The 25,762-nt window shown below is 35.3% G+C and carries 22 protein-coding genes; 8 read left to right on the forward strand and 14 right to left on the reverse strand.

The annotated features are described in order from the left end of the window. A partial coding sequence (locus tag CW752_RS14500) for a hypothetical protein (RefSeq protein ID WP_228401789.1) occupies nucleotides 1-207 on the forward strand: 207 nt, incomplete at its 5' end. Between the two features lie 85 nt (nucleotides 208-292). Here the strand turns inward: CW752_RS14500 and kbl are convergent. Continuing rightward, nucleotides 293-1,489: a glycine C-acetyltransferase gene (kbl, locus tag CW752_RS14505; protein WP_101240421.1), complete on the reverse strand. Its 1,197-nt coding sequence runs from the start codon at nucleotides 1,487-1,489 to the stop codon at nucleotides 293-295. Nucleotides 1,490-1,648: 159 nt separating this feature from the next. Here kbl and CW752_RS14510 point away from each other — a divergent pair, with 159 nt between their 5' ends. Beyond that, complete coding sequence (locus CW752_RS14510) at nucleotides 1,649-2,527, forward strand: cupin-like domain-containing protein (protein ID WP_101240422.1); 879 nt, start codon at nucleotides 1,649-1,651, stop codon at nucleotides 2,525-2,527. Nucleotides 2,528-2,674: 147 nt separating this feature from the next. Here the strand turns inward: CW752_RS14510 and CW752_RS14515 are convergent, their stop codons facing one another. The 5 genes from CW752_RS14515 to CW752_RS14535 form a co-directional block, all read right to left on the reverse strand. After that, nucleotides 2,675-4,603, reverse strand: coding sequence for a M1 family aminopeptidase (locus CW752_RS14515; protein WP_101240423.1), 1,929 nt, complete (start codon nucleotides 4,601-4,603; stop codon nucleotides 2,675-2,677). Nucleotides 4,604-4,795: 192 nt separating this feature from the next. Next, the gene (locus CW752_RS14520; RefSeq protein ID WP_101240475.1) at nucleotides 4,796-5,719 is read right to left on the reverse strand and encodes a hypothetical protein; all 924 of its coding nucleotides are present in this window, start codon (nucleotides 5,717-5,719) and stop codon (nucleotides 4,796-4,798) included. 159 nt (nucleotides 5,720-5,878) lie between these two features. Next, entirely contained in the window at nucleotides 5,879-7,348 is a 1,470-nt protein-coding gene (gene dacB / locus CW752_RS14525) for a D-alanyl-D-alanine carboxypeptidase/D-alanyl-D-alanine-endopeptidase (protein ID WP_101240424.1), read from the reverse strand. Nucleotides 7,349-7,508: 160 nt separating this feature from the next. Next, nucleotides 7,509-9,956 (reverse strand): primosomal protein N', encoded by a 2,448-nt coding sequence (gene priA, locus CW752_RS14530; RefSeq protein WP_101240425.1) that lies wholly within the window; start codon nucleotides 9,954-9,956, stop codon nucleotides 7,509-7,511. 175 nt (nucleotides 9,957-10,131) lie between these two features. Next, nucleotides 10,132-11,040 carry an AEC family transporter gene (locus CW752_RS14535; protein WP_101240426.1) on the reverse strand — a complete coding sequence of 303 codons (909 nt, stop codon included), beginning with the start codon at nucleotides 11,038-11,040 and terminating at the stop codon, nucleotides 10,132-10,134. Nucleotides 11,041-11,430: 390 nt separating this feature from the next. Between CW752_RS14535 and CW752_RS14540 the strand changes: the two genes are divergently transcribed. Then, nucleotides 11,431-12,528 carry an alkene reductase gene (locus tag CW752_RS14540; protein ID WP_101240427.1) on the forward strand — a complete coding sequence of 366 codons (1,098 nt, stop codon included), beginning with the start codon at nucleotides 11,431-11,433 and terminating at the stop codon, nucleotides 12,526-12,528. 34 nt (nucleotides 12,529-12,562) lie between these two features. Further along, nucleotides 12,563-13,312: a DJ-1/PfpI/YhbO family deglycase/protease gene (locus CW752_RS14545; protein ID WP_101240428.1), complete on the forward strand. Its 750-nt coding sequence runs from the start codon at nucleotides 12,563-12,565 to the stop codon at nucleotides 13,310-13,312. 178 nt (nucleotides 13,313-13,490) lie between these two features. On the opposite strand, the gene CW752_RS14550 is transcribed toward CW752_RS14545, so the two are convergent. The 5 genes from CW752_RS14550 to CW752_RS14570 all read right to left on the reverse strand — a co-directional run bounded on the left by CW752_RS14550 (nucleotide 13,491) and on the right by CW752_RS14570 (nucleotide 19,179). Next, nucleotides 13,491-15,962 carry a beta-mannosidase gene (locus CW752_RS14550; protein ID WP_101240429.1) on the reverse strand — a complete coding sequence of 824 codons (2,472 nt, stop codon included), beginning with the start codon at nucleotides 15,960-15,962 and terminating at the stop codon, nucleotides 13,491-13,493. Then, entirely contained in the window at nucleotides 15,955-16,341 is a 387-nt protein-coding gene (locus CW752_RS14555; RefSeq protein WP_101240430.1) for a GxxExxY protein, read from the reverse strand. The genes CW752_RS14550 and CW752_RS14555 overlap by 8 nt, the downstream gene beginning before the upstream one ends. Before the next feature lie 278 nt (nucleotides 16,342-16,619). After that, nucleotides 16,620-17,282 (reverse strand): copper homeostasis protein CutC, encoded by a 663-nt coding sequence (locus CW752_RS14560; protein WP_101240431.1) that lies wholly within the window; start codon nucleotides 17,280-17,282, stop codon nucleotides 16,620-16,622. A gap of 12 nt (nucleotides 17,283-17,294) precedes the next feature. Further along, a complete protein-coding gene (locus CW752_RS14565; RefSeq protein WP_101240432.1) occupies nucleotides 17,295-17,858 on the reverse strand; it encodes a hypothetical protein in 564 nt (187 codons plus the stop codon). Between the two features lie 319 nt (nucleotides 17,859-18,177). Further along, nucleotides 18,178-19,179 carry an isoaspartyl peptidase/L-asparaginase family protein gene (locus tag CW752_RS14570; protein WP_101240433.1) on the reverse strand — a complete coding sequence of 334 codons (1,002 nt, stop codon included), beginning with the start codon at nucleotides 19,177-19,179 and terminating at the stop codon, nucleotides 18,178-18,180. A gap of 106 nt (nucleotides 19,180-19,285) precedes the next feature. Between CW752_RS14570 and CW752_RS14575 the strand changes: the two genes are divergently transcribed. From CW752_RS14575 to CW752_RS14590, 4 genes are all read left to right on the forward strand, one after another. Further along, nucleotides 19,286-19,891 (forward strand): Crp/Fnr family transcriptional regulator, encoded by a 606-nt coding sequence (locus CW752_RS14575; RefSeq protein WP_101240476.1) that lies wholly within the window; start codon nucleotides 19,286-19,288, stop codon nucleotides 19,889-19,891. 221 nt (nucleotides 19,892-20,112) lie between these two features. Beyond that, on the forward strand, nucleotides 20,113-20,463 hold the full coding sequence (locus CW752_RS14580) for a DUF3302 domain-containing protein (RefSeq protein WP_228401796.1): 351 nt from the start codon (nucleotides 20,113-20,115) through the stop codon (nucleotides 20,461-20,463). Nucleotides 20,464-20,468: 5 nt separating this feature from the next. After that, complete coding sequence (locus tag CW752_RS14585) at nucleotides 20,469-21,626, forward strand: HlyD family secretion protein (protein WP_101240435.1); 1,158 nt, start codon at nucleotides 20,469-20,471, stop codon at nucleotides 21,624-21,626. Between the two features lies 1 nt (nucleotide 21,627). Beyond that, nucleotides 21,628-23,028, forward strand: coding sequence for a TolC family protein (locus CW752_RS14590; protein WP_101240436.1), 1,401 nt, complete (start codon nucleotides 21,628-21,630; stop codon nucleotides 23,026-23,028). 167 nt (nucleotides 23,029-23,195) lie between these two features. On the opposite strand, the gene CW752_RS14595 is transcribed toward CW752_RS14590, so the two are convergent. Genes CW752_RS14595 through CW752_RS14605 form a run of 3 tightly spaced genes read right to left on the reverse strand, consistent with a single transcriptional unit; the run spans nucleotide 23,196 to nucleotide 25,708 of the window. Continuing rightward, nucleotides 23,196-23,684, reverse strand: coding sequence for a DUF6691 family protein (locus tag CW752_RS14595; protein ID WP_101240437.1), 489 nt, complete (start codon nucleotides 23,682-23,684; stop codon nucleotides 23,196-23,198). Between the two features lie 26 nt (nucleotides 23,685-23,710). Next, the gene (locus tag CW752_RS14600; RefSeq protein WP_101240438.1) at nucleotides 23,711-24,274 is read right to left on the reverse strand and encodes a YeeE/YedE family protein; all 564 of its coding nucleotides are present in this window, start codon (nucleotides 24,272-24,274) and stop codon (nucleotides 23,711-23,713) included. 21 nt (nucleotides 24,275-24,295) lie between these two features. Further along, nucleotides 24,296-25,708 carry an MBL fold metallo-hydrolase gene (locus CW752_RS14605; RefSeq protein ID WP_101240477.1) on the reverse strand — a complete coding sequence of 471 codons (1,413 nt, stop codon included), beginning with the start codon at nucleotides 25,706-25,708 and terminating at the stop codon, nucleotides 24,296-24,298. Nucleotides 25,709-25,762: the final 54 nt, after the last annotated feature.

The following is a 25,762-nucleotide window of genomic DNA, read 5'->3' on the forward strand; positions in this document are numbered from 1 at the left end:
ACAAAAATTATGAACACAAAAAATGCGGTGCTGAAAAATGCACAAAAATTGGGAAGAGACCAACAAAGAGCAATTAAAGGAGGGGCCAAAAACCGACGTTATTGTATTACATGTATCGGGGAAAATGACATAACTACTAAAGAATGTTTTAATGATACAGATCCTAGCGATGATCAAGATGATAATTGCAAAGTTACTTATGAATAATTTTTTATAAAATAATCTTCGGCTCGGGCAGCGAAGCTGCCCCGAGCCGAATTGTATATTTTCAATGATAAATCAAGTCTAAATACTAACCAATCACCCCAAGCTCTTTTCCTATTTTTTCAAAAGCAGCAATGGCTTTATCAAGGTGTTCTCTTGTATGAGCGGCTGATAATTGCACTCTGATTCTCGCTTTTCCTTTTGGTACTACAGGATAGAAGAATCCGATTACGTAGATTCCTTCATCCATTAGCTTTTCAGCCATTTTTTGGGAAAGTGGTGCGTCGTAAAGCATTACCGGAACAATAGCAGCATCACCATCCGGAATATCAAAGCCTTTTGCTTTCATTTCTGTTCTGAAATAGTCTGCATTTTCCATTACTTTATCACGAAGTGTAGTATCATCGGAGATCATATCCAACACTTTCAAAGCTGCTCCTACAATTCCGGGAGCTAATGAGTTAGAGAATAAATAAGGACGAGAACGTTGTCTCAACATATCGATAATCTCTTTCTTTCCGGAAGTAAACCCTCCTAAAGCACCCCCTAAGGCTTTTCCTAACGTAGAAGTGATAATATCCACTCTGCCCATTACCTCATTCGCTTCATGAGTTCCACGACCTGTTTTCCCGATGAAACCTGTTGCGTGAGAGTCGTCTACCATTACCAGAGCATCATATTTATCAGCAAGATCACAAACCCCTTTTAAATCTGCCACAATACCGTCCATTGAGAAAACGCCATCAGTTACGATGATTTTGAAACGGTGATTTTTTTCAGAAGCTGCAATTAATTGTGCTTCCAGATCAGCCATATCATTGTTTTTATAACGATATCTTGCAGCTTTACAAAGACGTACACCATCAATGATAGAAGCATGATTTAATTCATCTGAAATAATGGCATCTTCTTCCGTAAATAAAGGTTCAAAGACTCCACCATTAGCATCAAAAGCAGCTGCATAAAGGATGGTATCCTCAAGACCTAAGAAATCTGCAATTTTTTTCTCCAATTCTTTATGAATATCCTGTGTTCCGCAGATAAAACGTACAGAAGACATTCCATATCCATGAGATTCAATCATATCCTGAGAAGCTTTCATCACTTCCGGATTGTTGGATAATCCCAGATAATTGTTAGCACAGAAGTTTAAAAGCTTTTTTCCGTTAGCTTCTATTTCAGCACTCTGCTGAGAAGTGATGATTCTTTCTCTTTTGTAAAGGCCATCATTTTCAATATTTTGAAGTTCATTCTGTAAATGTTGAAGGTATTTTTCAGAGATCATTTTTAGTAATTTTTTAGATGTGCTAATTTAATAAAAAGGCAGTAAAATATAGCCTTTTATAAGCTTAATTCTAAAAAATTGATTTCAAATTCAGTTTTAACACTATTAGTCTACAAATTTAGTAGGATAATATTTATATTTGTTTAAAATTTACTAAATATGAGATTGACACCGGTACAGAAAGCAAGAAATTTAAGTTCAAGAATTTTTAAAAATAACCATATGAAACCCGGGTACCCCATTATTCTTGAAGATTTTATAGACCCGGATAGCCCTGCGTTTAAAAAATGGAATTATGATTATTTCAAAGAAATTGCCGGTGATCATCTTGTCAATATATATGGAAGCGAACTTGATTCATTGGATAGAGTGGCCAGTAATCCTATCTCACAAACTACTTTTTCGGCATATTTGGATTTGATCAGCAGCACCCCTACCGAACACCGCCTTTTTTTGTTTAATCTGTTAAATATCAAGCCGGAACTTAAAAACGATATTTTCTATAATGATGTAACCAATGGTAAAATATTGAAATGGCTCCCTTTTATGTTTTTTGGAGGAGAAAGCTCCGTCACCAGGAACCATATCGATATTGACATGTCTCATGTATTCATTACTCAATTTCAAGGCATTAAAAAAATATGGCTTTTCCCTTGGGAACAATCTGATCTTATGTATAAACTTCCTTATAATTTTCACAGTCTCGCCAATATAAAAAATCCAAATTACCAGGAATTCCCCGCGCTACTCTATTTAGACGGCTATGAAGCCATCTTACATCCGGGTGAAACATTGTATATCCCTTCTGGTTGGTGGCATTATATCCAATATGAAACAGAAGGCTATTCTATCTCCGTCAGAGCGCTTCCCTCAAGCTCGTTAGAAAAGTGGCGTGGATTTAAAAATCTGGTATTTACTAGAAATTTTGACAATATGATGCGAAATTTATTTAAAGAAAAATGGTTCCAATATAAAGTAAAAAAAGCTCAGAAAAGAGCTATTATTGCCGCCAAAAAGCAAAGAAGCTTTCAAATCTGAAAGCTTCTTCAATATTGTCTGACAATTAAAGATATACACCATGGAAATACCCTATGCAATAACTTCTGCCGAGTATCCTTAATTAACCTCAACAACTTAATTCATCTTAATGGTTGAAATAAATTTTTATAAAATTTAAACAGGCCCTTAATATTTAATGAATTTAATGTTTTTCTCTTTCACCGTAAAAATATAAGTTCCCGGAACCAATTCTGTAATACCAATTGCTTTTCCAGGCTGATAAATATCTTTTCTTATCAATTTTCCGTCTATAGCATGAATAGAAAATTCGGTAGCCTTATCTACTCCTTTTAAATAAAGTTCATTTTTTGCAGGATTAGGATATAAGCCAAAACCATCTTTGTCCACAGAGGAAACACTTAAAGTATTATCCTGAGTTACGGTAGAGTTCTTTTCAATGATCTGATATTCGTAATTAAACTGAACACTGGCTACAGGAAACGATACATTTTCAGCAAAATACTGATTATTGGAAGTATTATTTAACACCAGATAAGCCGTTTGCCCCCCAGTCCCGTTTACTTTTATAGGTAATGGCATTTCAAAAAAGCTTACAGTAGGGCTACTTTGGGCCTGAGAAACGGTAAACACAATTTGGTTACTAGCCTGTTTCCATTTTATGGTATATGTCGGATAACCTTCACCATAAATCCAGTCATTAAAAAATTCTGTAAAATCCTTTCCGGTAGACTGAAGCAATGAAGCATTAAGGTCTGAAGTTTTTACATAATTATAAGCCAGAGCCGGCCTTGCGTGATAATCTTTAAGCGCCTGATAAAAAGCTGTATCTCCCAGAACCCATTTTAACATTCTTAGAACATATCCTCCTTTAGCATAAGATAAACGCCCGTCAAATATTCTGTTGACATTAGACAATCCTGTATCAGGAACATATGTACTTCCACCAACACTTCCCGTAATATAACTCAATTGTCCCTGTAAATAGTTCATAAATTGAGAATTGGTCATCAACAGTTTTTCATTAGCCAAATGCTCCCCAAAAGTAGCGAAACCTTCATTTAACCAGATATCATTCCAGGTATTGCATGTCACCTTATCTCCAAACCATTGATGGGCAAGTTCATGAGCAATAAGATCTTTCCCCCAGCTTCCTACCGACGACATAGTCTGATGCTCCATTCCACCACCGTTGATATATTCCATATGACCATATTTCTCATCACGGAAAGGATATGCCCCAAAATACGTTTCAAAAGTATTCATGATTTGTTTGGTCCATTCAATATTCGCTAAACTGGTAGTATTGGCATTGGTAGAGGGATAAATATAATTTACGAATGGAAACGGAGGATTTCCAATGACATCAACTTTCTTTACATAGTTGGTAATCCCCAATGCTATCAGATATGCAGGAGTCGGATACATTGTTCTCCAAAAGGTAAGTTTCTGACCATTACTGAGATTTGTTTCGGACATTAATTTTCCATTGGCTGCCACATTATATTGTGAAGGCGTGGTAATTTTAAAATCAAATTTTTCAATTTTATCATTGAGACTTTGTTTTGTGGGAAACCAATCTTGTGCACCATAAGGTTCATTTAATGTTGAAAGAATAGGTGTTCCGCTTTGATTACCAACCATAACCGTATTATAAACAGGATCCGGAGCCCCTGAATAGTAAATCGTCAGCGAATCTAATGTATTAGCAGGAATTGAAGCCGGAAAATCAATTTTTACTTCTTTGGTGGGCAACTGTTGAAAAGCTACATTCGTTCCATGATACTGCACCTGGGAAACTGCCAGAGTGTTCGAAAGATCAAAATAAATACTTCCCATACTCTGTGTAGGTTTAAAATGAGAAGTCGCAGACCCCGATATATTATTAACAGCGGGATCCAGTGATACATCCATCCTTTGATATCTTAAATCATAATTAAGCGTATTGGGGTTCACATTACCGGCAGCCATTTTATTTGCAAAGGACTTCATTTCCTTTTTCACAAATCCTTTCTTTTCGATATTTTCGTTATCTTTTTGCCCATAAAAAGACGGAGATATCAACAAACCCAATAACAAAATATAGATTTTATTCATAATTACAAATTTATAAGATTCAAATATAAAAAAAACCTTTTAATCAATGATTAAAAGGTCATTATAATATATAAAATTGAGCAACTTTATAGTTCTAGAACAAATTTTGGAATCTTTTACATTCTTTTCTTCATCATATTTACCAAACCTAGTACTTTATTGGATTAATTTTTTAATTATTATCTTAATATTCTATTTAGATAACGATTTAGTTTGAGCTTCCTCTAATTTTTTAATTCTTTCCTGTTGCTCTTCAATACGCTTATTTTGTTCAATAGTGTACAAGGTAAGCTCTTCTATTTTTTGCAAAAGCTTGATTTGAAATTCCCCAACATTCACACCTTCTTTTTCCATTACTTTTGCAGAGGCAATTTCAGGAAGATGCTTTTTTTCTTTAATATGCTTTTCAACACTTTTCAGATCTGGAAGTTTGTAATCTGTTTCAAAAACAAAGTCTGCTGTGGGAGTATTGGTAACTTTAATTTCTTTAGCTTCAAGTTTATTAGCAACTGAGACATTACCGTTTTCTTTCCAACTCAAAATATTAAATTCATCACCATTAGTTCTCTTAACTCCTAAAGCTCCACCTAGCCAGCCATAAAGTAAGGGACCATCCAACAAAGAATTATCACTATTATATCTTTTATATTTCAATCCATGAGATGGGTCCTTCCCACTAAGCTGAATAGGAAATTCGGAAGCCACATTGATTCCTCCTACAACATCTAATTTCGCTTGAGGATCGTTAGTTCCAATACCTACACTACCGGTTTCTTTCCAACTCAAAATATTGATTTCAAGACCATTTTCTTTCTTAATTCCTAAAGCTCCTGATGACCAACCATAAAGATAGGGACCATCCAACAACGTATTATCGCTATTATATCTTTTATATTTCAATCCATGACTAGCATCACTTCCACTGAGCTGAATAGGAAACCCGGAAGCCATATTGATTCCTCCCGCTACGTCTAATTTTGATTGAGGATTGCTGATTCCAATACCTACATTCTCCGTTTCCGGATTAGTCGTTGCCTGAATTTGTCCTTGAGGAGTTTTTAACTGAGCAAAATAGAACCCAGGAACACTTAATAAGAGAATACTAATTTTCTTTATCATAGTTTTTTATTATTCCGCAAAAATACTTTTTTAAATATCACCTTCAAAAGGATATAATATGAACCTTGTCACCATAAAAAAGTACAATATCATAAAAATAAAAGACCTTCTAATCATTGATTAAAAGGTCATTATAATATATAAAATTGAGCAACTTTATAGTTCTAAAGCAGGTTCCAGAATTTTTTCCATTCTCTTTTTCACCATATCTACTGATCCTGCATAATTATTTACCATTAAAGAGAAAACTAACGTCTTTCCTGAGTTTGTTTTCAGATAACCAGCTAATGTTTTTACTTTATTTAAAGTACCTGTTTTAGCAAAAATTTGTCCATTTCCTTCTCCAAGGAACATTCTTTTCAGTGTTCCGGATTGTCCTCCTACCGGTAAAGACGTCAAATAAGACTTATAATATTTCTCATCCATTAAAGAAGTTAAGAACTTCACCTGAGAAATTGGAGTTACATTATTACTTCTTGAAAGTCCGCTTCCATCCATATAGTTTAGACCATTCATATCAAAACCGGCATCTCTCAAATGTCCTGTTACAACCACTCTTCCGGATTCCGAAGTCTGATCTCCCATTTTCTGGAATCCTACAGTTCTCAATAAAGCTTCTGCTAATGAATTATCACTGTGTTGGTTGGTATAATAAATAATATCACCTAAAGTCGGAGATTTATAAGCTGAAATCATTTTTCTACTTTCCGGAGCCGCATCTGTCATTTTAGGAGTTACCTTTCCGGTTACAGAAATTCCGCTTTTCACCAATGTTGTTCTGAAAGAGTTAGCCAGATATGCCGGAGCATCAGGAATTTTTGTTGTCAAGATACCATCTCCATCATATTTTTCGGCATACACCATTTGGTGAGCATAAGGAGAAACATAGAAAAACTTCTTTTCTGAAGTAAGACCACTTTTCTTTACAATCAGTTTTTCGTTTGCCGGATTAATTCCGCGGGTTGTTCCTACAGGCAAATAATAATTGTTATTCTCTAGCCATACAACATTTTCCGGAAGCATTGAGATATTGCCTTTGAAAAGCGCTGTCTGAATAATAATATCACCGTTTACCTTTCTGATACCTTCTCGCGAAAGTCCGCTTACAAAATCTGAAATAATGTCTCTGTAAGACGATGCTCCTGCTTTATTAGTTCCTAAAGACGGGTCACCACTTCCTATGACATAAAGATTTCCATTCAAAGTTCCGTTTTCATCAACAGTACCTGAATATTCCAATTGAGTCATCCAACGATAGTTCTCTCCTAATAAATTCATTGCTGTTTCAGTGGTCAGCAATTTGGTAGTAGAAGCCGGAACCAGTGGAGTACTTTCATTGTACGAAGAGATAACCTTCTTCGTTTTCGGATCATACACTACGAATCCCCATGTTGCATTTTTAAGCACAGGATCCGCCATCATTGTGTTTACATTAATATCTACAAGTTCTTTGGCAGACAAAACAGTTCTTTCCACCGATGCCCCAACAGGTGAAGGTAGATTTAAACTATTTTTTTGATTGTCGTAAGCCTGAGAATAAAGAACAGTAGAAACGGTAGATTGAGCCAGGAAAAAGCCAGAAGCCAACACCGCTACACTTGAAATATATTTTCTGAAATTTACCATCTATCCTTTTTTTGTTCTATAGTTTGACCCTATAAAAAATGATAAGTTAAATCATTCAATAAAAACGCCAAACACTTAATCAACGTCCAAAAGTAGAAATTATTGTTAGAAAACGGGGTATAGCCCTCTTATAAAAGAGTGTAAATTTTGTTAAAAATTGTTAAAAATCCACGAAAACATCTTTTTTAATACTTTGATACGCAGTAATTTCGTCAAATTCTTTCATACTTATCAAAACCATATCTTTGAACTTCTCGTAGTTTTTACCACGTGGTAATTTGAGTAAAATTTGGAATTGATATAAATTATTTAGCCTTGCAATTTGGGCTCTTTCAGGACCTAAAACACAGTCTTCGGGGAGATATTTTCTTAAAATAGAACCCAGGAATTGGGACGCACGGTCTGCCTTATCCTCTCTTCTGTGTTTCAATTCGATCATAATCAGCTTTGTAAACGGCGGATAATGGAACTTCTGACGTTCTGTAAGGATATATTTATAGATCTTTGCCGGATTATTCATCTTGATCAGTTGAAATACAGAATGATCAGGATTATATGTCTGAATCAGGATTCTTCCTTTGCCGGAAACCCTTCCTGCTCTTCCGGATACCTGGGTAATCAGTTGATATGCTCTTTCTTCTGCCCTGAAATCCTGTACATATAATAAAGAATCCGCTTTGGGAATTGCAACCAATTCAATGTGATCAAAATCAAGACCTTTGGAAATCATCTGCGTTCCTACTACAATATCCGTTTCGCCTTCTTCAATTTTCTCATATAGCTTTTCATAGGCAAATTTCTTACGCATAGAATCTACATCCATTCTATCCACTTCATTTTCAGGAAACAATTTGGAAACTTCCTCATGAATCTGCTCTACACCTACTCCTCTTTCATTAAGATTTTCAGAATTGCATTTTGGACATGTTTTGGGTTTCGATGCTCTTTGTCCGCAATAATGGCATTTCATCTCATTGGCAGCCTTATGATACGTCATCACAACATCACAGTTGGAACAGTAATTTACATAACCACAGGTTTCACATTCAACAACATTAGCATAACCACGACGATTATGAAGAACAATAGCTTGATTTTTCTCGTCCACTGTCTTTTTTATCTCATCAATGAGTCTCAACGAAAAGTTCCCGGAAACTTTTTTAGATTCCTGAGCTTCTTTGAAATTGATCAGCTCATATTCCGGAAGGTTTACATTCCCAAATCTCTCATCCAGGAAAATATATTTCATTTTATCTTTTCTTGCCCTATAGTAACTTTCTACCGAAGGGGTTGCAGAACCCAGAATCACTCCGGCTCCATACGTACTTCCAAGCACCAATGCGGCATCTTTAGCATTGAAATAAGGAGTTACTTCTCTTGGTTTATACGCAGAATCATGTTCTTCATCCACCACAATTAATCCTAAGTTTTGGTAAGGCAGAAATAGAGCATTGCGGGTACCAATCAGAATACGGATATCATTTTGTTTAATTCTTCGCCAAACCTCTACCCTTTCAAAATCTGTTAGTTTTTGGTGATAAAATCCAAGTTGCTTCCCGTATTTTTTTTCTAATCTCTGAGTAATTTGTTTGGTAAGGGAAATTTCAGGAAGTAAAAACAAAACATTTTTTCCTTCTTGAATACACTCTTCAATTTTTTCTAAATAAATATGTGTTTTCCCGGAAGATGTTACGCCATGAAGCAGAACATTTTTTCCTTCTTCAAAAGCTTCATCAATTTCGGATTTCGTTATTTTTTGCTGCTCGGAAAGTTCTTCAAGCTCTTCAATTTCTCCTTCATAGCTCTCAATTCTGTCTTTCTGCATGTAGTATTCTTCTGCAAGACCTTTGTCTGCCAATGCTTTGAAATGGGAACTTCCAAAATAGCCATCTTCAAATAATTCTGCTTTTTTGATAGGAAGTCCAGGGTTTTCTGTCTGCTTCTCCAAAATAAGAAGGAACAGATCTTTTTGCTTAGGAGCTTTATTTAATTTCAAAAGAATTTCCGTAAGATTCTGATTACCCAGAACAGCTTCATGAATTCTTACATAGGCAACTTCTTTTGCTTTGTATTTTTCAGCAATTTTTTCATCAATCTCGATATATTGCAGATCAATCAGTGAGTTGATGGTTTTGATAATTTCCTTTTTAGGAATAAATGCTTCAATATCTGTCAGGTTGATCAACTGTCGTACTTCCAAAGCCTGAATCAGATACATCTCATTCACATCCAGATTTTCAAAATCGACAACAATCCCGGGTTTTAACTTCAAATAGGTTTCACTTTCCAGTTTTAAAGAAGATGGAAAAGCAAAACGATAAATTTCCCCAAGTCCACATAAATAATAATTGGAAAGCCAATTCCAAAAGCTAATCTGCTCTTCAGGAAGAATCGGTTGATCATCCAAAATACTAATCACGTCTTTTGCTACAAAATTTTCAGGAGCATTGTCATGAAGCTCAAAAACAAGTCCTGTATAAATTTTTTTACCTCCAAACGGGACTAAAACCCGCATTCCGGGTTGAATTTCGGATAGGAGTTCTTCCGGAACTTTATACGTAAAAGATCCTTTTAGATTAAGAGGTAAAACAATTTGAGCGTACTGCAAGGGAAATATTTAAAGTGTAAAATTAAATTTTTCTTTAGAGAACTGCAACTTTTAAAAATGCTCTGGGATATTATTTGATCACCTTCTGACCTGTAATTTTAATTAAGAAATCTTCCTACTCAAACTGTTATACGTTTATTATGAATGATATTTTTGAAGATTTCCACTTTGTTTATTAAAAAAGAAACTGTGTAATTTCATACCAAAATACAGATGTAAAGAACCCTACTATAATACTGAATCCAATGATCAGATTGGTCAACTTCGTATTCAATCTGAACTGCTCTGCAATAATGCTCGAAGTTACCAAAGTTGGCATCGCCGCTTCAAATATGGTAATTTTTGCAATATCTCCTTTTACTCCCAGCAATAGAGCCAATCCTAAAACAATTGCCGGAGCCAGAATCAGTTTATAAAGCATGGAAGCCGACATTTGAGGGACCAGTTTTTTCCAGCCATTAAATTTTAACTGTAGTCCCACCGAAAATAAAGCTAAAGGACTTACGGTAGCTGCAAGCTTATCAAAAAACGGTTCTGCCAATGTAAAATCTATAAATTGTGATAATACTAAAGCAGATACACAACCAATCAACGGTGGAAATGTAATCAAACGTTTCAAAATAAATACTGCACTTACCTTTCCTGATTTGCTCCCTCCTTTCACCGCAGCAATAATTCCTAATGTTGAGAGGGCAAAGAACATGGTTTGGTCACAAATGATAGCGATACTTAGAAGCTTTTCACCATAAAAAGCACTGATCAAAGGAAATCCAATGAAAGACGTATTGCTGTAGCCACTTGCCAACTCTAAAGTACTTCTTGACCTCCTAGAATAGCCTTTGCTTTTGCTATAAAACATCATGTAAAAGAAACAAAAAACAGAAATCAAAAAAGTAGCAACAATAGGAAACAGCATTTCTGTTGTCCATTGTACTTTCGGCAGATATTTAAATGAAACTGCCGGTAGAGCAAGATAAAGAATCCAGGTATTGATACCTTTATGGGCATCGGGGTGGATAGATTTTGTTGCTTTGAATACCATTCCTGCAATAATGCACACCGCAATCAGAACAAAATTCACCATAATTGTAAAAAATATAATGCAAATTTACGGCTGATTTTTGAGTTGGAGAGGGAAAATTTATATTTTTTCAGGTATAATTTCTTTCAACCTATCTCTCCTTCAGCTTTCCGGGAATTCTCTGACATTCCTCCTTATGGAATTCAGTTCTTGTTAATGTACAAAAGCTTTTTCATTTTAAATCTCAAAGATTTAATTTCTATTTTTAACTATTATAAAAATTATAGTTAATTATAATTTATACTATTTTTATAATAATTAAATCCATCGGATATTTGTATCATTAATTTAATCAAGCAACAAATGAGATAATCACTCATTAAAATAAAACATTTGTAAAGTTATAAATAACAACCAATATCATAATATTTTTAATACTTAAAATTTCAAACTATGAATATTAATATTTTTAAAGAAACAAGATTAGGTACATTATCTCTAAAGAATAGAATTGCAATGGCTCCTATGACCAGAGCAAGAAATGAAGATGGAATTCCTAAAGATTTCAACGCAGAATATTACGCACAACGTTCCGGAACGGGACTTATCATTACAGAAGGAACAGCAATTTCACCGACCTCAAAAGGAGTTCTTCATATCCCCGGGTTATATACTGATGAACAAGTGGAAGGCTGGAAACTTGTAACGGATGCTGTTCATCAAAAAGGAAGTAAAATTTTCACTCAATTATGGCATGTAGGACGCGTCTCTCATGTCACCAATCAACCGAATGGACAGGCTCCCGTCTCTTCATCCGATATCCAGGCCGGCGAAACGCATGCATGGGGGTATGATGAAAATGGTAAAGAAGGTTTTGTTATCAATTCAAAACCTCGTGCATTAGCAACTGACGAAGTTAAACAGATTGTTCAGGATTTTGCATTGGCTGCAGAAAACGCTATCAAAGCCAGATTCGATGGAATTGAACTCCATGGAGCCAATGGCTACCTCATCGAACAATTCCTGAATCCTTTTGTCAATAATCGTAAGGATCAATATGGAGGAAGTATAGAAAACCGTTCCCGGTTTTTACTTGAAATTGTAGATGCCACCATTGCTACCATCGGAGCCGATAAAGTTGCGATCCGACTGACACCTTATGGAGGATTATATGAAATGCCTTATTATGACGAAATAGAAGCTACTTATGAATATCTGGCGAAGGAACTTTCTAAAAGAAATATTATCTACGTCCACATTATGGATCAGAAATCAAGAGGAAGTTTTGCATTGCCTGAAGGCTTTATGGAACGTTTTCGTACATGGTATAACGGTATTATTATCCTTGCCGGAGGAATGGATAGAGAAAAATCCGAAAAACTCATCAATGAAGGGACAATTGATATTGCTGCATTCGGAGAAGCCTTCATATCAAATCCTGACCTGGTAAAACGATTAGAAAATAACTGGCCTTTAACTCCTCCTAAAAGAGAACTTCATTATGGACTTACCATGGAAGGATATCTGGACTGGGAAACTTACAATAAATAAACAACAATCAAATTAACATTTAAATAATTTAAAAATGGAAACAAATGTAAATATGCAACAAACAGTAGCTGATCATTTAGAAATATTAAGCCAATTATCTTCAAAAACTGCTGTCGGAAGCTTTCCGCTTGCTCAGTTTTTGAATGCACCAGGCAATGAAAAAGTAAGAGATTTCTTTTTTACTCCTGTGACAGAAAAAACGCTTGAAGGAAAAAGAATTGCCGTAATTTCATCAGACGGTTTTGAAGAAATCGAGCTAACAGGACCAGCATGGTATCTTCGCCAATTGGGAGCTCAAGTAGATATTATTGCCCCTAAATACAAACCGGCTCCGGCTAATTTTGGATTAAGCATGCCAGAAGAAATGTCTCAGACCCATATTATGGCTATACAATACTTACAACCTGTAGGATGGATTAAGGTAGACCGTACTGTTGATCAGATTAAAGTAGAAGATTATGATGCCATTTTCATTCCGGGGGGAGCATGGAATCCGGATAACTTACGTCATGACCAAGAAGTAGTAGAATTTGTTAAAAAATTCAGTGCTTCAGGTAAATTGGTATCTGCCATTTGTCATGCAACCGTTGTACTGATTAATGCTGAAATTATTAAAGGTAAAAAACTTACCGGATACTGGAACATCCAGATTGATTTGAAAAATGCAGGCGGTATTGTATCTGATGTACCGGTAGTGGTAGATGGAAATCTTATCACGAGCAGACACCCTATTGATCTTGCTGATTTTTCAAAAGCAGTAGAAAACTGGTTGATTGAGAATTAAGATATTACAACAGGCGATTGTTTAAATTTCACTTAGTATTGACGAAAGCTACCATGATGGTAGCCTTCGTCTTTTTATTATATTTTTTAAATAATTTTCTCGCGGATTAAGCTGATTGTGCAGATTCATACTCTGTAAAGTTTGGATGATAATATGAGAACCACCGAAATTTTATTTATCAATTCTTTAATGTATTCCAAAGACTCATTACTTCAATCTTCTCCAAAGGTTTTGTAAGATTAATCTTTCTTGATGTATTAGGCAGGAGATCAAAAAAGTTATCACTGAAATGGGTATCTCCAATTAAGTAAACGTCTTTTGCTAAAACATCTGTAGATATTTCAATTTCCGTCGGAGATAATTTCTTTATTGTAATAGTAGGTTGAGGGAGTTTTAAATCTTTTGGTTTTTTAAAGAAGAATAACTTCTCTGACTTTAATGAGTTACTTCCAACAACAATTTTTAAAACAGTTTTTGACAAATCAAATTTTGAAAAGTTTTCTTTTTTTATCTCCAGATGTTTCTCAGCTGAGTTCGCCAGCAATTTAGATGTCGCCCCCGCACCCCAGAGAACCTTACCATCAAAATCTACCAATTCCATCTTTGAATCGATCTGTAGATCTTCAAGCAAATCATTGATACAGTAAATATCATACGACTCCGTTGTTTCTGAAACAGATATTAACAGCGGTTCAAAGCTTCTTTTTGCCTGATAATGGAATGCTTTCCAGTTTCCAAGATAGTCTATAGACGACCATGAGACTACAGGCCAGCAATCGTTAAGCTGCCAATATAAAGTCCCCATATTATAAGGCCTTGAACGACGATGAGCCTCAATGGCAATCTGCATTCCTCTAGCCTGCAACAATTGGGAAACATAATTATATTTAATAAAGTCTGTTGGAGTCTGGTAATCGCGTTTCATGTACTCATTAATGATTTCCCAGCCTCTCCCATGCTTTTCATGGGCTTTAATGGTTGTGTTTTGTAAGTTCAGATCCGGAGTTCCTGAAAACATTGATTTTGCAGTCTCTAAAGTTGGCATTCCCTGAAAGCCATATTCGGACATGAAACGCCCTACTTTTTCGTTATAAATTTCAAAAGGCTGTTCTCCCCACCAAACGCCCCAGTAATGGGAGTCTCCCTCTGTCAAACTTTCCTTATGCCCCCATCCGATGGAAGGAGAGCTTGGCCAATATATATTTTTATCTGTTGTAAGATTTTCTTTTAATGTATTAGGAATCACATCATGAAACAGTTTTTTATAATCCTTCCACACCTGTATGGAGTCATTTTTTGAATATTTAAACTGTTTTTGATATCCCCAATTGACAATCGCTTCATCAATCTCATTATTTCCGCACCATAAAGCAATTGACGGATGGTTTTGAAGTCTGTTAACCTGATCTTTTACTTCTTCTTTTACATTATTTAAAAAAGTTTCATCCGCAGGATAAAAGCTTCCAGCAAACATAAAATCCTGCCATACCAGAATTCCGTTTTCATCACAAGCCTTGTAGAATTCATCATCTTCATAAATTCCGCCTCCCCAGATACGGATCATATTCATATTGGCATCTTTGGAATCCTTGATCAATTTTTGATATTTTTCTTTGGTAATTCTTGGCGAAAAGCTGTCTGCCGGAATCCAGTTCGTACCTTTAATATACAATGGATTTCCATTAACTTTAAAATAAAATGACTTCCCTTTTTCATCCTTCTGCTGAACCAACTCCACTGTTCTTAAGCCTAATTTCAAAGACTTATAAGACAGAGCTTTCGAATCTTTTTGCAATGAGAGTTTCATATCATACAGATAGGCTTCTCCCCAACCATTGGGCTGCCAAAGTTTAGGATTTTGAATGGTAAAAGGAATGTCGATCTGATTTTGTCCTTTTTTTAACTGAACCTGATTGGGCTTATCGTTAATGACAATCGTATATTTCCCTTCCCTATCTGCTAATATTGAAGTATGGATATTTAAATCTGCTCTTTTAGTGGATAAATTTTTCTGCTCGACCTTTATGTTATCAAATTTTGCATTATTCCAAAATTCAAGTTTTATATTTTTCCAAATTCCGGCAGTTACCAATCTTGGGCCCCAATCCCACCCAAACTGATATTGGGCTTTTCTTACAAAACTTCTTGGTGATTCCGGCATCGTAAAGGGAACTTTTTTAGCAAATTCTTTTCCTGTATTGACTGCTGATTTAAATTTAATTTGTAATAGGTTATCTCCTACTTTAAGATTTTGTTTTACAGGAATTTCCCATATCCTGAACATATTGTCTGTTTTCTTCAACAGTTTTCCGTTAAGATAAATTTCTGAAAATGTATCTAATCCGTTAAAAATCAAATTGACATTTTCATTCTTTACTTCTTTTGAGGATATAGTAAAACTGGTTTGATAATCCCAATCTTCATTTTCTATCCATTGTACTTTTTTTTCATTTTCATCTTTGAAAGGATCCTGAATGATTTTATTATTCATCAAATCCTGATGAACAGTCCCCGGAACCCTAGCAGGAAGCCATTTATTATCTTTTGAATTTTTGAATTGCCAGTTTTCAGAGGATAAATCTCTTTCTGAAGATTGTGCAAAAATTACATTTTGAATGAAAAGGAAAGCAAAAAAGATAGTTTTATTCATTAATAAGTTTATTTACGATTCTATGGATTCCATATTTAATAAGTTCAGTATTAAAATTAATAAGTAATCCCAATCTTATATCAGTTTGTTTTAAGTAGGTTAGTAACTGTGAGTGAAAAATCGGATGCAACTCCAATACAGATTTCACCTCTATAATTACTTTATTTTCTACAATCAGATCAATTTTATAAGCATTTTCTACTATTATTTCTTTATATTTTAACGGTAAAGATACCTGTTGTTTTACATTGAAACCTTGCAGTTTCAACTCGTAAGTCAAAGCAGTTTCATATGCGTTTTCTAGCAGACCAACTCCTAAGTTTTTATGTACTTCTATAGCGGCGCCTATTATTTTATAGGATAGTTCGTTTTCGGTCATTCATTTGTGTGTTTTTATAATTATTATTTATTTTTTAAACGCAAAGGTTCTTTTTTTATGATGTTATATTTTAAGGGAGCTAAGATTGATCAATTTACAATTGATTTCATGAAGCGAACGGTTTTATCCTAAAGCTTCGTCAACGGCTTTGCCACATATATTACAATCTATTTTAAAACTTTGCGTTTAATGGAATAACAATTCATCTTTTAAATTATTTTCATAAACGAAACAATCTCAATAATTCTAGATAAATGAAATGGTCAATTGACTATCTATTATTTGGTCTTTAAAGCCACAACTTCATCAGCATTAGCAAAAGCTCCACCATCTGTAATTGCAGAAGAATGGAAATAACCGGCTTTTGTCAATGATCTTATTTCTTCAATATTTGATGAGCGAAGCCCACCACCAACAAGAATTTCAATTCTTCCATTGGAAAGTTCAACCAGTTTTTTAAGATTCTCTTTTCCTTCAGATACATTAGGTTTCTGGCCAGAAGTTAGAATTGTTTTAAATCCACAATCAATTACTTTTTCTAAGGAATCCTTCAGATCATTAGCCCTATCAAAAGCACGGTGAAAAGTACAAGGAAATGGCGCTGCCATTTCTACCAAAATTCTGTTCTGTTCCCTATTGACCTCATCATTGGCATCCAAAATACCAAATACAAAACCATCAACCTTTAAAGATTTTAAGTGAGTCAAATCATTTTTCATTTGTTCAAACTCTTCATCTGAGTAGGTAAAATCTCCACCTCTCGGGCGAATCATTACAAAAATCGGAATGTTTATTTGCGCTCTAAGCTCTTTAGTAATCTCAAAGCCAGGGGTTGTCCCTCCTTCGCTTAATCCATCGCATAATTCGATTCTGTCTGCTCCGTTTTCAAAAGCAATGATTGCTGATTCCGGATTAAAACATGCTATTTCTATTTTTGACATTTTTTTATAGAATTAATTAAACTTCGCCTCTTTCTGCCATACATCTGCAATTAAAAAAGAATCATTTTCTTTAATCACTTTTACTTTAATCGGATATTCGGCTTTAAGTTCTTTATCGGAAAGAAGGGCATCAAACATGAAATGGTTTTCCTTTTCAGAAATCAGTTGACATTTTGTTACTTTTATTTCATTCCAATCTTGTCCTGCAATTAAAAACCCAATACCTATTCCGGCCTCTTTTGTATCAAACTTTGCTTTCCATTTTTCCTGAAATTCTTTTTCAGTAAGACTTCCGTCTATGTCCAAATCAACATTGGTAGCATCTGTTTTATAATCGAAATAATCTTTAGTTGTTATTTTCTGCATCATCTTTTCCTGTGCAATGAGATCAGCTTTAAAATAATCTTCGATGCTTTTTTCCAACCATCTCTTAGCTTCTTCTGCTTCTTTAATCTGAGGTTCGGTTTTCTGAATTACTTCTTCTTTAGTCTGAGGTTTGATTTGAGTTACTTTCTCCTTCTTTTCTTCCTTGCATGCGATAATTAAAAACAAGGAAGCAACAATCGTTCTTTTCATATTTTGTTTTGGATCTATAAATTTTGGCTAAAGCCGATAGAGTATGAGCCTGTGATAAGTTTAAGAATTTTATTTCCTAAATCAATTTGTCGTTTTTTATTACGAATAAGTTTCACCATTAAGGTTCTTAAGATTTTTAGAATATTAAGTTTGAGCTCCGCTTTAAGGCATGTTGCTTATAAAAAATCTTTGATTTTTTCTTAATTACCCTCAACAACTTAATTCATCTTAATGGTTCAAATAAATTTTTAATAAAATGTAAACAGACTCTATGATATTTACAAAAACAGACTTTAACCTGTTTTATATTGATATTTTACTATTTTAAGGCAAATTCCGGTTTTTCCAGACGGTTACCTTTTTGATCGTATACGGCAAAATTAAACCCGTCCTGGATACAGTACGAACCGTATTCCCCTTTTTTATTAATGGCAATAAAGCCTACCTGGATATCTTTCAGGTTTTTATTTCTTCTCTGATTAATTTTTACAATTCTATCCACCGCTTCTTTACAAGCTTCTTGTGGATTTCTGCCTTGTCTCATCAACTCTACAACAAGATGAGTTCCTACAGTTCTGATCACCTCTTCACCATGTCCCGTTGCTGTAGCTGCCCCTACTTCATTATCTACAAATAAACCGGCACCAATAATTGGTGAATCACCTACTCTTCCGTGCATTTTGAAGGCCATTCCGCTGGTAGTACAAGCACCTGAAAGATTTCCCTGAGCGTCTAAAGCAATCATTCCTATGGTATCATGATTCTCAATATTGGCAATAGGTTTATATTGGCTTGTTTTCAACCATTCTTTCCATTCTTTTTCTGATTCCGGGGTAAGAAGATTTTCTTTTTTAAAACCCTGCGAAATAGCGAATTGTAATGCACCATCTCCTACCAACATTACGTGAGGTGTTTTTTCCATCACAGCTCTGGCCACAGAAATTGGATTTTTTATATACTCAAGACATGCCACAGAACCAATGTTATAATTATCATCCATGATACAGGCATCCAAAGTCACTCTTCCATCTCTGTCCGGACGACCTCCGTAGCCAACACTTCTCTCCTTGGGATCCAATTCTACAATACGAACCCCTTTTTCAACAGCATCCAAAGCTTTCCCTCCCTTTCCAAGGATAGTCCAGGCTTCTTCATTGGCTTTTAAACCAAAATTCCAGGTAGAAAGAACGATGGGGTTGTTGACCGCTTTGGCGTCAAGATGTTTCGGTGATTCAGCAGCCATCAGATCCAATGGACTTATGGCGAGTGCCGCCGTTGCCACTCCCAGTTTTTTTATAAAACTTCTTCGGTTATTGTTCATGGTATCTTAATTATTAATGCCCAACAAATCTAAAAAAAACTTCCATGAAATCCTCAAACAAACAAGGAATATCCGTGTATTATTTTTATTTATCTTTACTGCTGTAATGGACTTATTTAAAACTTTCAGGAATATTGCGTTCTTTCAGGAATTATCTGATGAAGAAATTAATATCCTGGCTAGTATCAGTACCCCCAGACTTCTTCACAAAAAAGAGAAGCTGGCAGAACCAGGCCAGTCCTTTAACCATTTATTCATCATGTCTCATGGACTATTGAGATTTTTCTTCGACGATGAAAACGGTATTGAAAGCAATCTTTTTTTACCCTCAGAAAAAGAAGCATCCATCATGGCAGCTCCGGAATCATACTCTGGAGAAACCGAAAGAAAGTACACTATAGAAGCTGTTATCAAAAGTCAGGTCTTTCTCTTCAATAAAAATGAATTCGAAGATATTGCATTTCAGCACAAAGGCATTTATAATGTATACCTTAAATCTTTGAAGATGATCATTACCATATCAAAGACCCGTATAGAGCAATTTTGTTCTACTTCTCCACATTCCCGTTATGAAGAGTTTCTGGAAACAAGACCCTTTACATCTCAAAATGCTAATAGAAAGTATATTGCTAATTTTCTGGGCATTACTCCCAATTCACTTTCACGAATGACAGCCCGTATTCATAAAAAAAGGAACGAAAGAAAAAAATAACTTAGGAATACTTTTTCTCACTTTATTCAGCCTAATTTTGCTTCATCAAAATACTATAACACAATTCATTAAAAACAAAAATGAGAAAAATATATCTTAAAAACACAACCTATTATTGAATAAGCTTTAATTTTCATTACATTTCAAAATAACCAGAAACCTGGTTATCTCCTTTTTACATTCAATATCATTTTACCCTATACAATTATTTTATGCAAAGAATGACAATACTTCTTTGCCTGTTGTTATCATGCAATTTGGTTCAGGCATCCACAGGCAATTTAGAAGATAATATAGCAAATGCTGCTTCATGGTTAATTTTACTTGTTTTACCTGTTGCAGGAATTTACCTTTTCTGGAAAGTTCATATCTATCCGGAAAAAGTAGCTGAGAAAAAGAATCATCCTCAGCTGAAAGCCATAAAAAGTATGTGCCTCCTTTCCCTTGTTTTTGGAGGCCTTTTATGGCCGGTTGCTTTAATCTGGGCCAACTACGAATATGAAACCCCGAATGATCAGACAAAAGACACAAATCTTATCGAAGAAGAAGAATTTATAACAACTGAAAATTAACAAACATGCTGGAATTACTAGTCGCAATATATGCCGGAATATGCTGGCTTCTCATCAAAAAACTAAAACTGATCCCCTGGACATTTACCACACAAGTGGTTGTATATTCACTACCGATTTTCGGTTCTATAGCTTTAATACTAAGTTTAAATTATTATTGTCCTATAACCTCCGACGTGAAAGTAGGAAACAGAAGTGTAGATATCACCACCCAGGTTCTCGGGAAAGTCAAAAAAGTATATGTAAGCACCAATCAGGAGGTCAAGAAGGGTGATACACTATTCGTTTTGGATAGAGAGTCTTATGTACAGGAAATCAAGTCACTGGAAGCTAAACTAAGCAATATGAAAGCTACTGTAAGCTCTTATAATACAGATATATCCGCTTCCAGAAAAAATATCGTCGGTTTACAATCCCAACTTGATCTGGCTAATAAAAGAGTAGCTCAGTATCAGGAGTTAGTAGATGCAGGAGCTGCCAATAAATTTGATCTGGAACAAGCTATCACCAATGTACGTGATCTGCAATCCCGCATCAGTGCTGCCCAGTCTCAACAACAGTCTCTGGAAACAAAGTCTACAGCATCTTACGGTGGAGAAAATTCCTCTGTTTCCGAAATTCAGGCAAAGCTGGACCAAGCCAAATGGAATCTTTCTCAAACTGTGGTTTTAGCTCCTACAGACGGTATTATTCCCAATGTACAATTGAATGAAGGTGCTATTATGGCTCCTTTTAAATCTGCTTTTGTTCTCATTCAGAAGCAACAGTCTGTCATAGGATTTTTTGCTCAAAACGAATTGGAAACCGTAAAATCAGGAGATGAAGTTGAACTAGCCCTTAAAACAGAGCCCGGAAAAGTTGTTAAGGCCAAACTGGAATATGTTATTGATGCAACTAGCCAGGGAATTATGAATAATGCCGGAGGAATGCTTGGAGGAAACGGATCTGTTGCAGGACTTCCTGATACTGCCAGACAATTGCCGGAAACGGATGGAAAACTTATTGCCAAATTTATATTGGAAGATCATCAAAAACAGCTTACTGTAGGTGCAAGAGGAACTGCTGTCATCTATTCTGATCATATCAAACCATTGCATCTTATCCGAAAGGTAATGGTACGTGTGAACAGTAAAATCAACTTCTTAATTCCTAAACTTCATTAAAATGTACAGAAAGTTAATTGTATTGGGAATACTTTCCATAAGTTTAAGTTCTTGCATAGGTTATCAAGAGCCTACTAAAGAAACTATGGATCAATTGAAAGAAAGAAGTGAAATTGTTTTTCATATAGAAATTCCGGATGAATGGATATTTGACAGACAGGCGAATTCAAAGTCACTTTCTTACGACTGGATCACCATTCTTAAAACACCTCAATTGGATACTTTGATTGATGAAGGAATGTTGCATAATGCAGATCTTATCATTGCCAAAGAAAAGCTTAATCAGGTTGAACTGGCTATGGAGATTGCAGGAAGCGATCTTTATCCAAGTGTAAATGCTGTTGCCAATACATCTAATAATCTGGTGAGCGATACTCAAATCCGGCGCCTTGCATTAAAAGCCAGCTGGGAAATAGACCTTTGGGGCAAAAACAAATCATCACAAATGGCCAGCACAAGCAATTATTTTTCTGCAAAACATCAGAATACATTACTACATCAATCTATTGCAGGAATGATCGCTAAAGCTTATTACCTAAATATTGCAGGGAATATTCAGGAAGATAAAATTGAGAGTTACATTCAGAAATCCAAAGACCTGGAAAAACTGTATACCATTCAGAAAAAAGTGGGAACAGCCAATGCTCTGGACCTCTCAACTATTTCAGCAGAAATTATTTCTCTGCAGGGATATCTGGAAAAGGTTAGAAATGCAAATGCTCAATCCAAAAGATCATTGGAACTCCTCACCGGAAAATATCCGGAAGGAAAACTTGCCACCCAAAATTTCTTTACTCCTGTGAAAAATGATATTCCTGAGTCTTTTCCTCTTCAGCTTTTGGAAAACAGATCAGATATACAGGCAAGTCAGTTTCAAATAGAAAAGGCTTTTTATGAAGTACAACAGGCCAGGGCTGCAAGACTTCCTTCGTTGAGTATAAGTTCTTCTCTGGGAGCGGCAGGAAGCAATGTGGAATCCATCAATTCTTTATTTTCAAGCCCATTATTAAAGGTAGGCAGTGGGTTGGTTTCTCCTCTATTCAATAATGGAAAATTAAAAAAGAATGTAGAAATAAAAAATTCACAACAAAAACAGACCGTTGAAGAGTACGCAAAAACTGTTCTAAATGCATTGAATGAAGTGGAGTCATCGTTAGCTAATTTACATTCTATTGAAAAGCAGATTACTTATAATACTCAGGCTATAGATGAATTGAAAAATAATATTGAACTCACACAAAAGCAAATAAAAGTAGGTTCAAGCAATAGTTTCGTATTGATCCGTAAACAACGGGATCTTCTTAAAAACGAGATAAACCTCATCAATCTGGAACTTCAATACAGGGTTGAGCGCATCAATCTTTATATGGCTTTAGGTGCTGAAAATTTTATATATTCATAGTTTTATACTTCAAAAGGTTGTAGATCTTTCTACAGCCTTTTATTTTTTAATTACCCATCAAGCTTTGCTCCCTCCAGTAGCTTATTTGTAGGAATTTATAATATTCTCGCATTCTATGATAAAATTTATTTGCTTTTTATCATAGAATGCGAGAGTTTTATAGTTCTTTAGTGAGGTAATTTATCTCTGAAATATCCATACACCCATGTTCCGGTAATAGCACTCAACAGGGTAACAGATACTGCTAGTGCTCCTGTTCCGATCTGGGCAAAGAGTGGTCCCGGACAAGCTCCTGTAATGGCCCAGCCAAAACCAAAGATCAGTCCGCCATAAATCTGACCTTTATTGAATTTTTTAGGAGTGAAGGTAATGGGTTCTCCGTAAATGGTTTTAATATTGAATTTTTTGATCAGCCACACTGAAATCATTCCTACCAAAACAGCACTTCCGATGATTCCGTACATGTGAAAGGACTGGAGTCTGAACATTTCCTGTATCCTGAACCAACTAATCACTTCCGCTTTCACGAAAATAATTCCAAATATCACTCCTGCTGCAAGGTATTTCAAATTGTGATACCATTTGTGCTCAAACCAACTCTCATTAACACAAATCACATCCTGATGACGAATATCCTGTTCTTTTTCTTTTATCATTACTTAATTCCGTTTTAAAATTAAACTTATAGGGAAAGGATTACGGGCAAAATGAGATTTGCCATGATAAATCCTCCTATCATAAAGCAAATTGTTGCAACTAAAGACGGCCATTGTAAATTGGAAAGTCCCATAATGGCATGCCCACTGGTACATCCTCCTGCGTATCTTGTTCCGAAACCGACTAAGAAGCCTCCTACCACCATCATGATAAAACCTCGTAATGTAAAAAGACTTGTAAAGCTCATCAGCTGCATAGGTACGAGATTGCTATAATCTGTAATTCCATATCCTGCTAATTCAGCTTGAAGATTGGGATTAACGGTAATTTCTGCAGGATTTAGCATAAAATTAGCTGCAATCATTCCTCCAAAGAAAATTCCAAGGACAAAAAATAAATTCCACAATTCTTTTTTCCAATCGTATTTGAAAAAATTCACATTTGCCGGTATACAGGCTGCACATATGTGTCTCAGTGAGGAACTGATCCCGAAAGATTTATTTCCCATAATCAACAAAGCCGGAACGGTGAGCCCAATCAGCGGGCCTGCAATATACCAGGGCCATGGTTCTTTTATTATCTCCAACATATCTATTCTTTTATTCTAAATCTATTTAAAAACTTTAGTTTGGCATACAAAATCACTTTTAGGAACGCCTGTTGAAGCTATTGCTTTAAAACCACCTTCAACTTCAGTAAAATTCCGATAGCCTCTCGCCTGAAGAATACTCGCCGCCATCGTACTCCTATAACCACTTCCACAATGCATATAGAAATGTTCTTCAGTATCTATTTTATGAATCCATTCGTTGATATAGGCTAAAGGTTTGCTGTATGATTCGTTCACATGTTCTGCATTATATTCACTCTCTTTTCTTATATCGATAATCTTTACAGTCTTATTTTTTATTTCCTGTTCAAATTGTTCTGCTGAGATTCGATTTACAAAGTCTATTTCTTTTCCACTCTCCTTCCAGGCTTCAAATCCTCCTTTTAAAAATCCTAAAACATGATCAAATCCTACCCTGCTCAAGCGGGTTACAGTTTCCTCTTCATCTCCTTTTTCCGTTACCAACAGGATGGGTTGATTTACATCTGCTACCAACGCACCTACCCAAGGTGCAAAATCACCATTCAACCCTATATTAACAGACTGCGGTATAAAGCCTTTGGCAAATATAACATTGCTTCTCACATCTAAAATTAAAGCCCCTGAAAACTCTGCTGATTCCTCAAACTGATCTGGTGAAAGTCCGTTTAATCCTCGCGATAAAACTTCATCAAAGCTGTGATAGCCTTTTTTATTCATCATCACATTCATTCCAAAATAAGGTGGCGGAGGTAAAAGTCCATCTGTGACTTCTTTAATGAAACTTTCTTTATCCTTTTGATTAAGGGCATAATTGGTTTTCTTCTGATTTCCTAATGTATCTACAGTTTCTTTTTGCATATTTTTACCACATGCCGAACCTGCTCCATGAGCCGGATATACTATAATTTCGTCATTTAAAGGTAAAATTTTTTCATATAAACTGTCATACAACAGTCCGGCCAATTCTTCCTGCGTCATATTTGTTGCCTTCTGTGCGAGGTCCGGGCGTCCTACATCTCCTAAAAATAAAGTATCACCGCTGAATAATGCTTTTTCAACTCCATGCTCATCAATCAACAGATAGGAAGTACTTTCCAGTGTATGTCCGGGCGTATGAAGAACCTTGATTTTGATATTTCCAATTTCAAAAATCTGGTTATCTTCAGCAATTATTGCATCAAATTCCGTCTTTGCCATAGGCCCGTAGACAATAGGAGCTTCTGTTTTTTTACTTAAATCAATATGTCCGCTCACAAAATCTGCATGGAAGTGTGTTTCAAAAATATATTTCAGTTTTACTCCATCTTTTTCCATTCTTTCAATATAGGGTTGTGTTTCTCTTAAAGGATCTATGATAGCAGCCTCTCCGGCTGAAGTAATATAATATGCTCCCTGAGCCAAACATCCTGTATACATCTGTTCTATTTTCATCTTATTCATTTTTGATTTTGTTATTTGATACAAATTTCCCGCTTTCCGTTTTCC

The sequence above is a fragment of the Chryseobacterium sp. PMSZPI genome (assembly GCF_002835665.1).
GTDB lineage: Bacteria > Bacteroidota > Bacteroidia > Flavobacteriales > Weeksellaceae > Chryseobacterium.

Bases quoted from the DNA above. Each gene is read 5' to 3' on its own strand.
- CW752_RS14585 (WP_101240435.1), top strand. From the start codon at position 20,469: ATGCTGGAATTACTAGTCGCAATATATGCCGGAATATGCTGGCTTCTC.
- CW752_RS14565 (WP_101240432.1), bottom strand. From the start codon at position 17,858: ATGAAAAGAACGATTGTTGCTTCCTTGTTTTTAATTATCGCATGCAAG.
- CW752_RS14570 (WP_101240433.1), bottom strand. From the start codon at position 19,179: ATGAACAATAACCGAAGAAGTTTTATAAAAAAACTGGGAGTGGCAACG.
- CW752_RS14590 (WP_101240436.1), top strand. From the start codon at position 21,628: ATGTACAGAAAGTTAATTGTATTGGGAATACTTTCCATAAGTTTAAGT.
- kbl (WP_101240421.1), bottom strand. From the start codon at position 1,489: ATGATCTCTGAAAAATACCTTCAACATTTACAGAATGAACTTCAAAAT.
- CW752_RS14555 (WP_101240430.1), bottom strand. From the start codon at position 16,341: ATGACCGAAAACGAACTATCCTATAAAATAATAGGCGCCGCTATAGAA.
- CW752_RS14575 (WP_101240476.1), top strand. From the start codon at position 19,286: ATGGACTTATTTAAAACTTTCAGGAATATTGCGTTCTTTCAGGAATTA.
- CW752_RS14510 (WP_101240422.1), top strand. From the start codon at position 1,649: ATGAGATTGACACCGGTACAGAAAGCAAGAAATTTAAGTTCAAGAATT.
- CW752_RS14560 (WP_101240431.1), bottom strand. From the start codon at position 17,282: ATGTCAAAAATAGAAATAGCATGTTTTAATCCGGAATCAGCAATCATT.
- CW752_RS14605 (WP_101240477.1), bottom strand. From the start codon at position 25,708: ATGAAAATAGAACAGATGTATACAGGATGTTTGGCTCAGGGAGCATAT.
- CW752_RS14545 (WP_101240428.1), top strand. From the start codon at position 12,563: ATGGAAACAAATGTAAATATGCAACAAACAGTAGCTGATCATTTAGAA.
- CW752_RS14580 (WP_228401796.1), top strand. From the start codon at position 20,113: ATGACAATACTTCTTTGCCTGTTGTTATCATGCAATTTGGTTCAGGCA.
- CW752_RS14515 (WP_101240423.1), bottom strand. From the start codon at position 4,603: ATGAATAAAATCTATATTTTGTTATTGGGTTTGTTGATATCTCCGTCT.
- CW752_RS14535 (WP_101240426.1), bottom strand. From the start codon at position 11,040: ATGGTGAATTTTGTTCTGATTGCGGTGTGCATTATTGCAGGAATGGTA.
- dacB (WP_101240424.1), bottom strand. From the start codon at position 7,348: ATGGTAAATTTCAGAAAATATATTTCAAGTGTAGCGGTGTTGGCTTCT.
- CW752_RS14550 (WP_101240429.1), bottom strand. From the start codon at position 15,962: ATGAATAAAACTATCTTTTTTGCTTTCCTTTTCATTCAAAATGTAATT.
- CW752_RS14600 (WP_101240438.1), bottom strand. From the start codon at position 24,274: ATGTTGGAGATAATAAAAGAACCATGGCCCTGGTATATTGCAGGCCCG.
- CW752_RS14595 (WP_101240437.1), bottom strand. From the start codon at position 23,684: ATGATAAAAGAAAAAGAACAGGATATTCGTCATCAGGATGTGATTTGT.
- CW752_RS14540 (WP_101240427.1), top strand. From the start codon at position 11,431: ATGAATATTAATATTTTTAAAGAAACAAGATTAGGTACATTATCTCTA.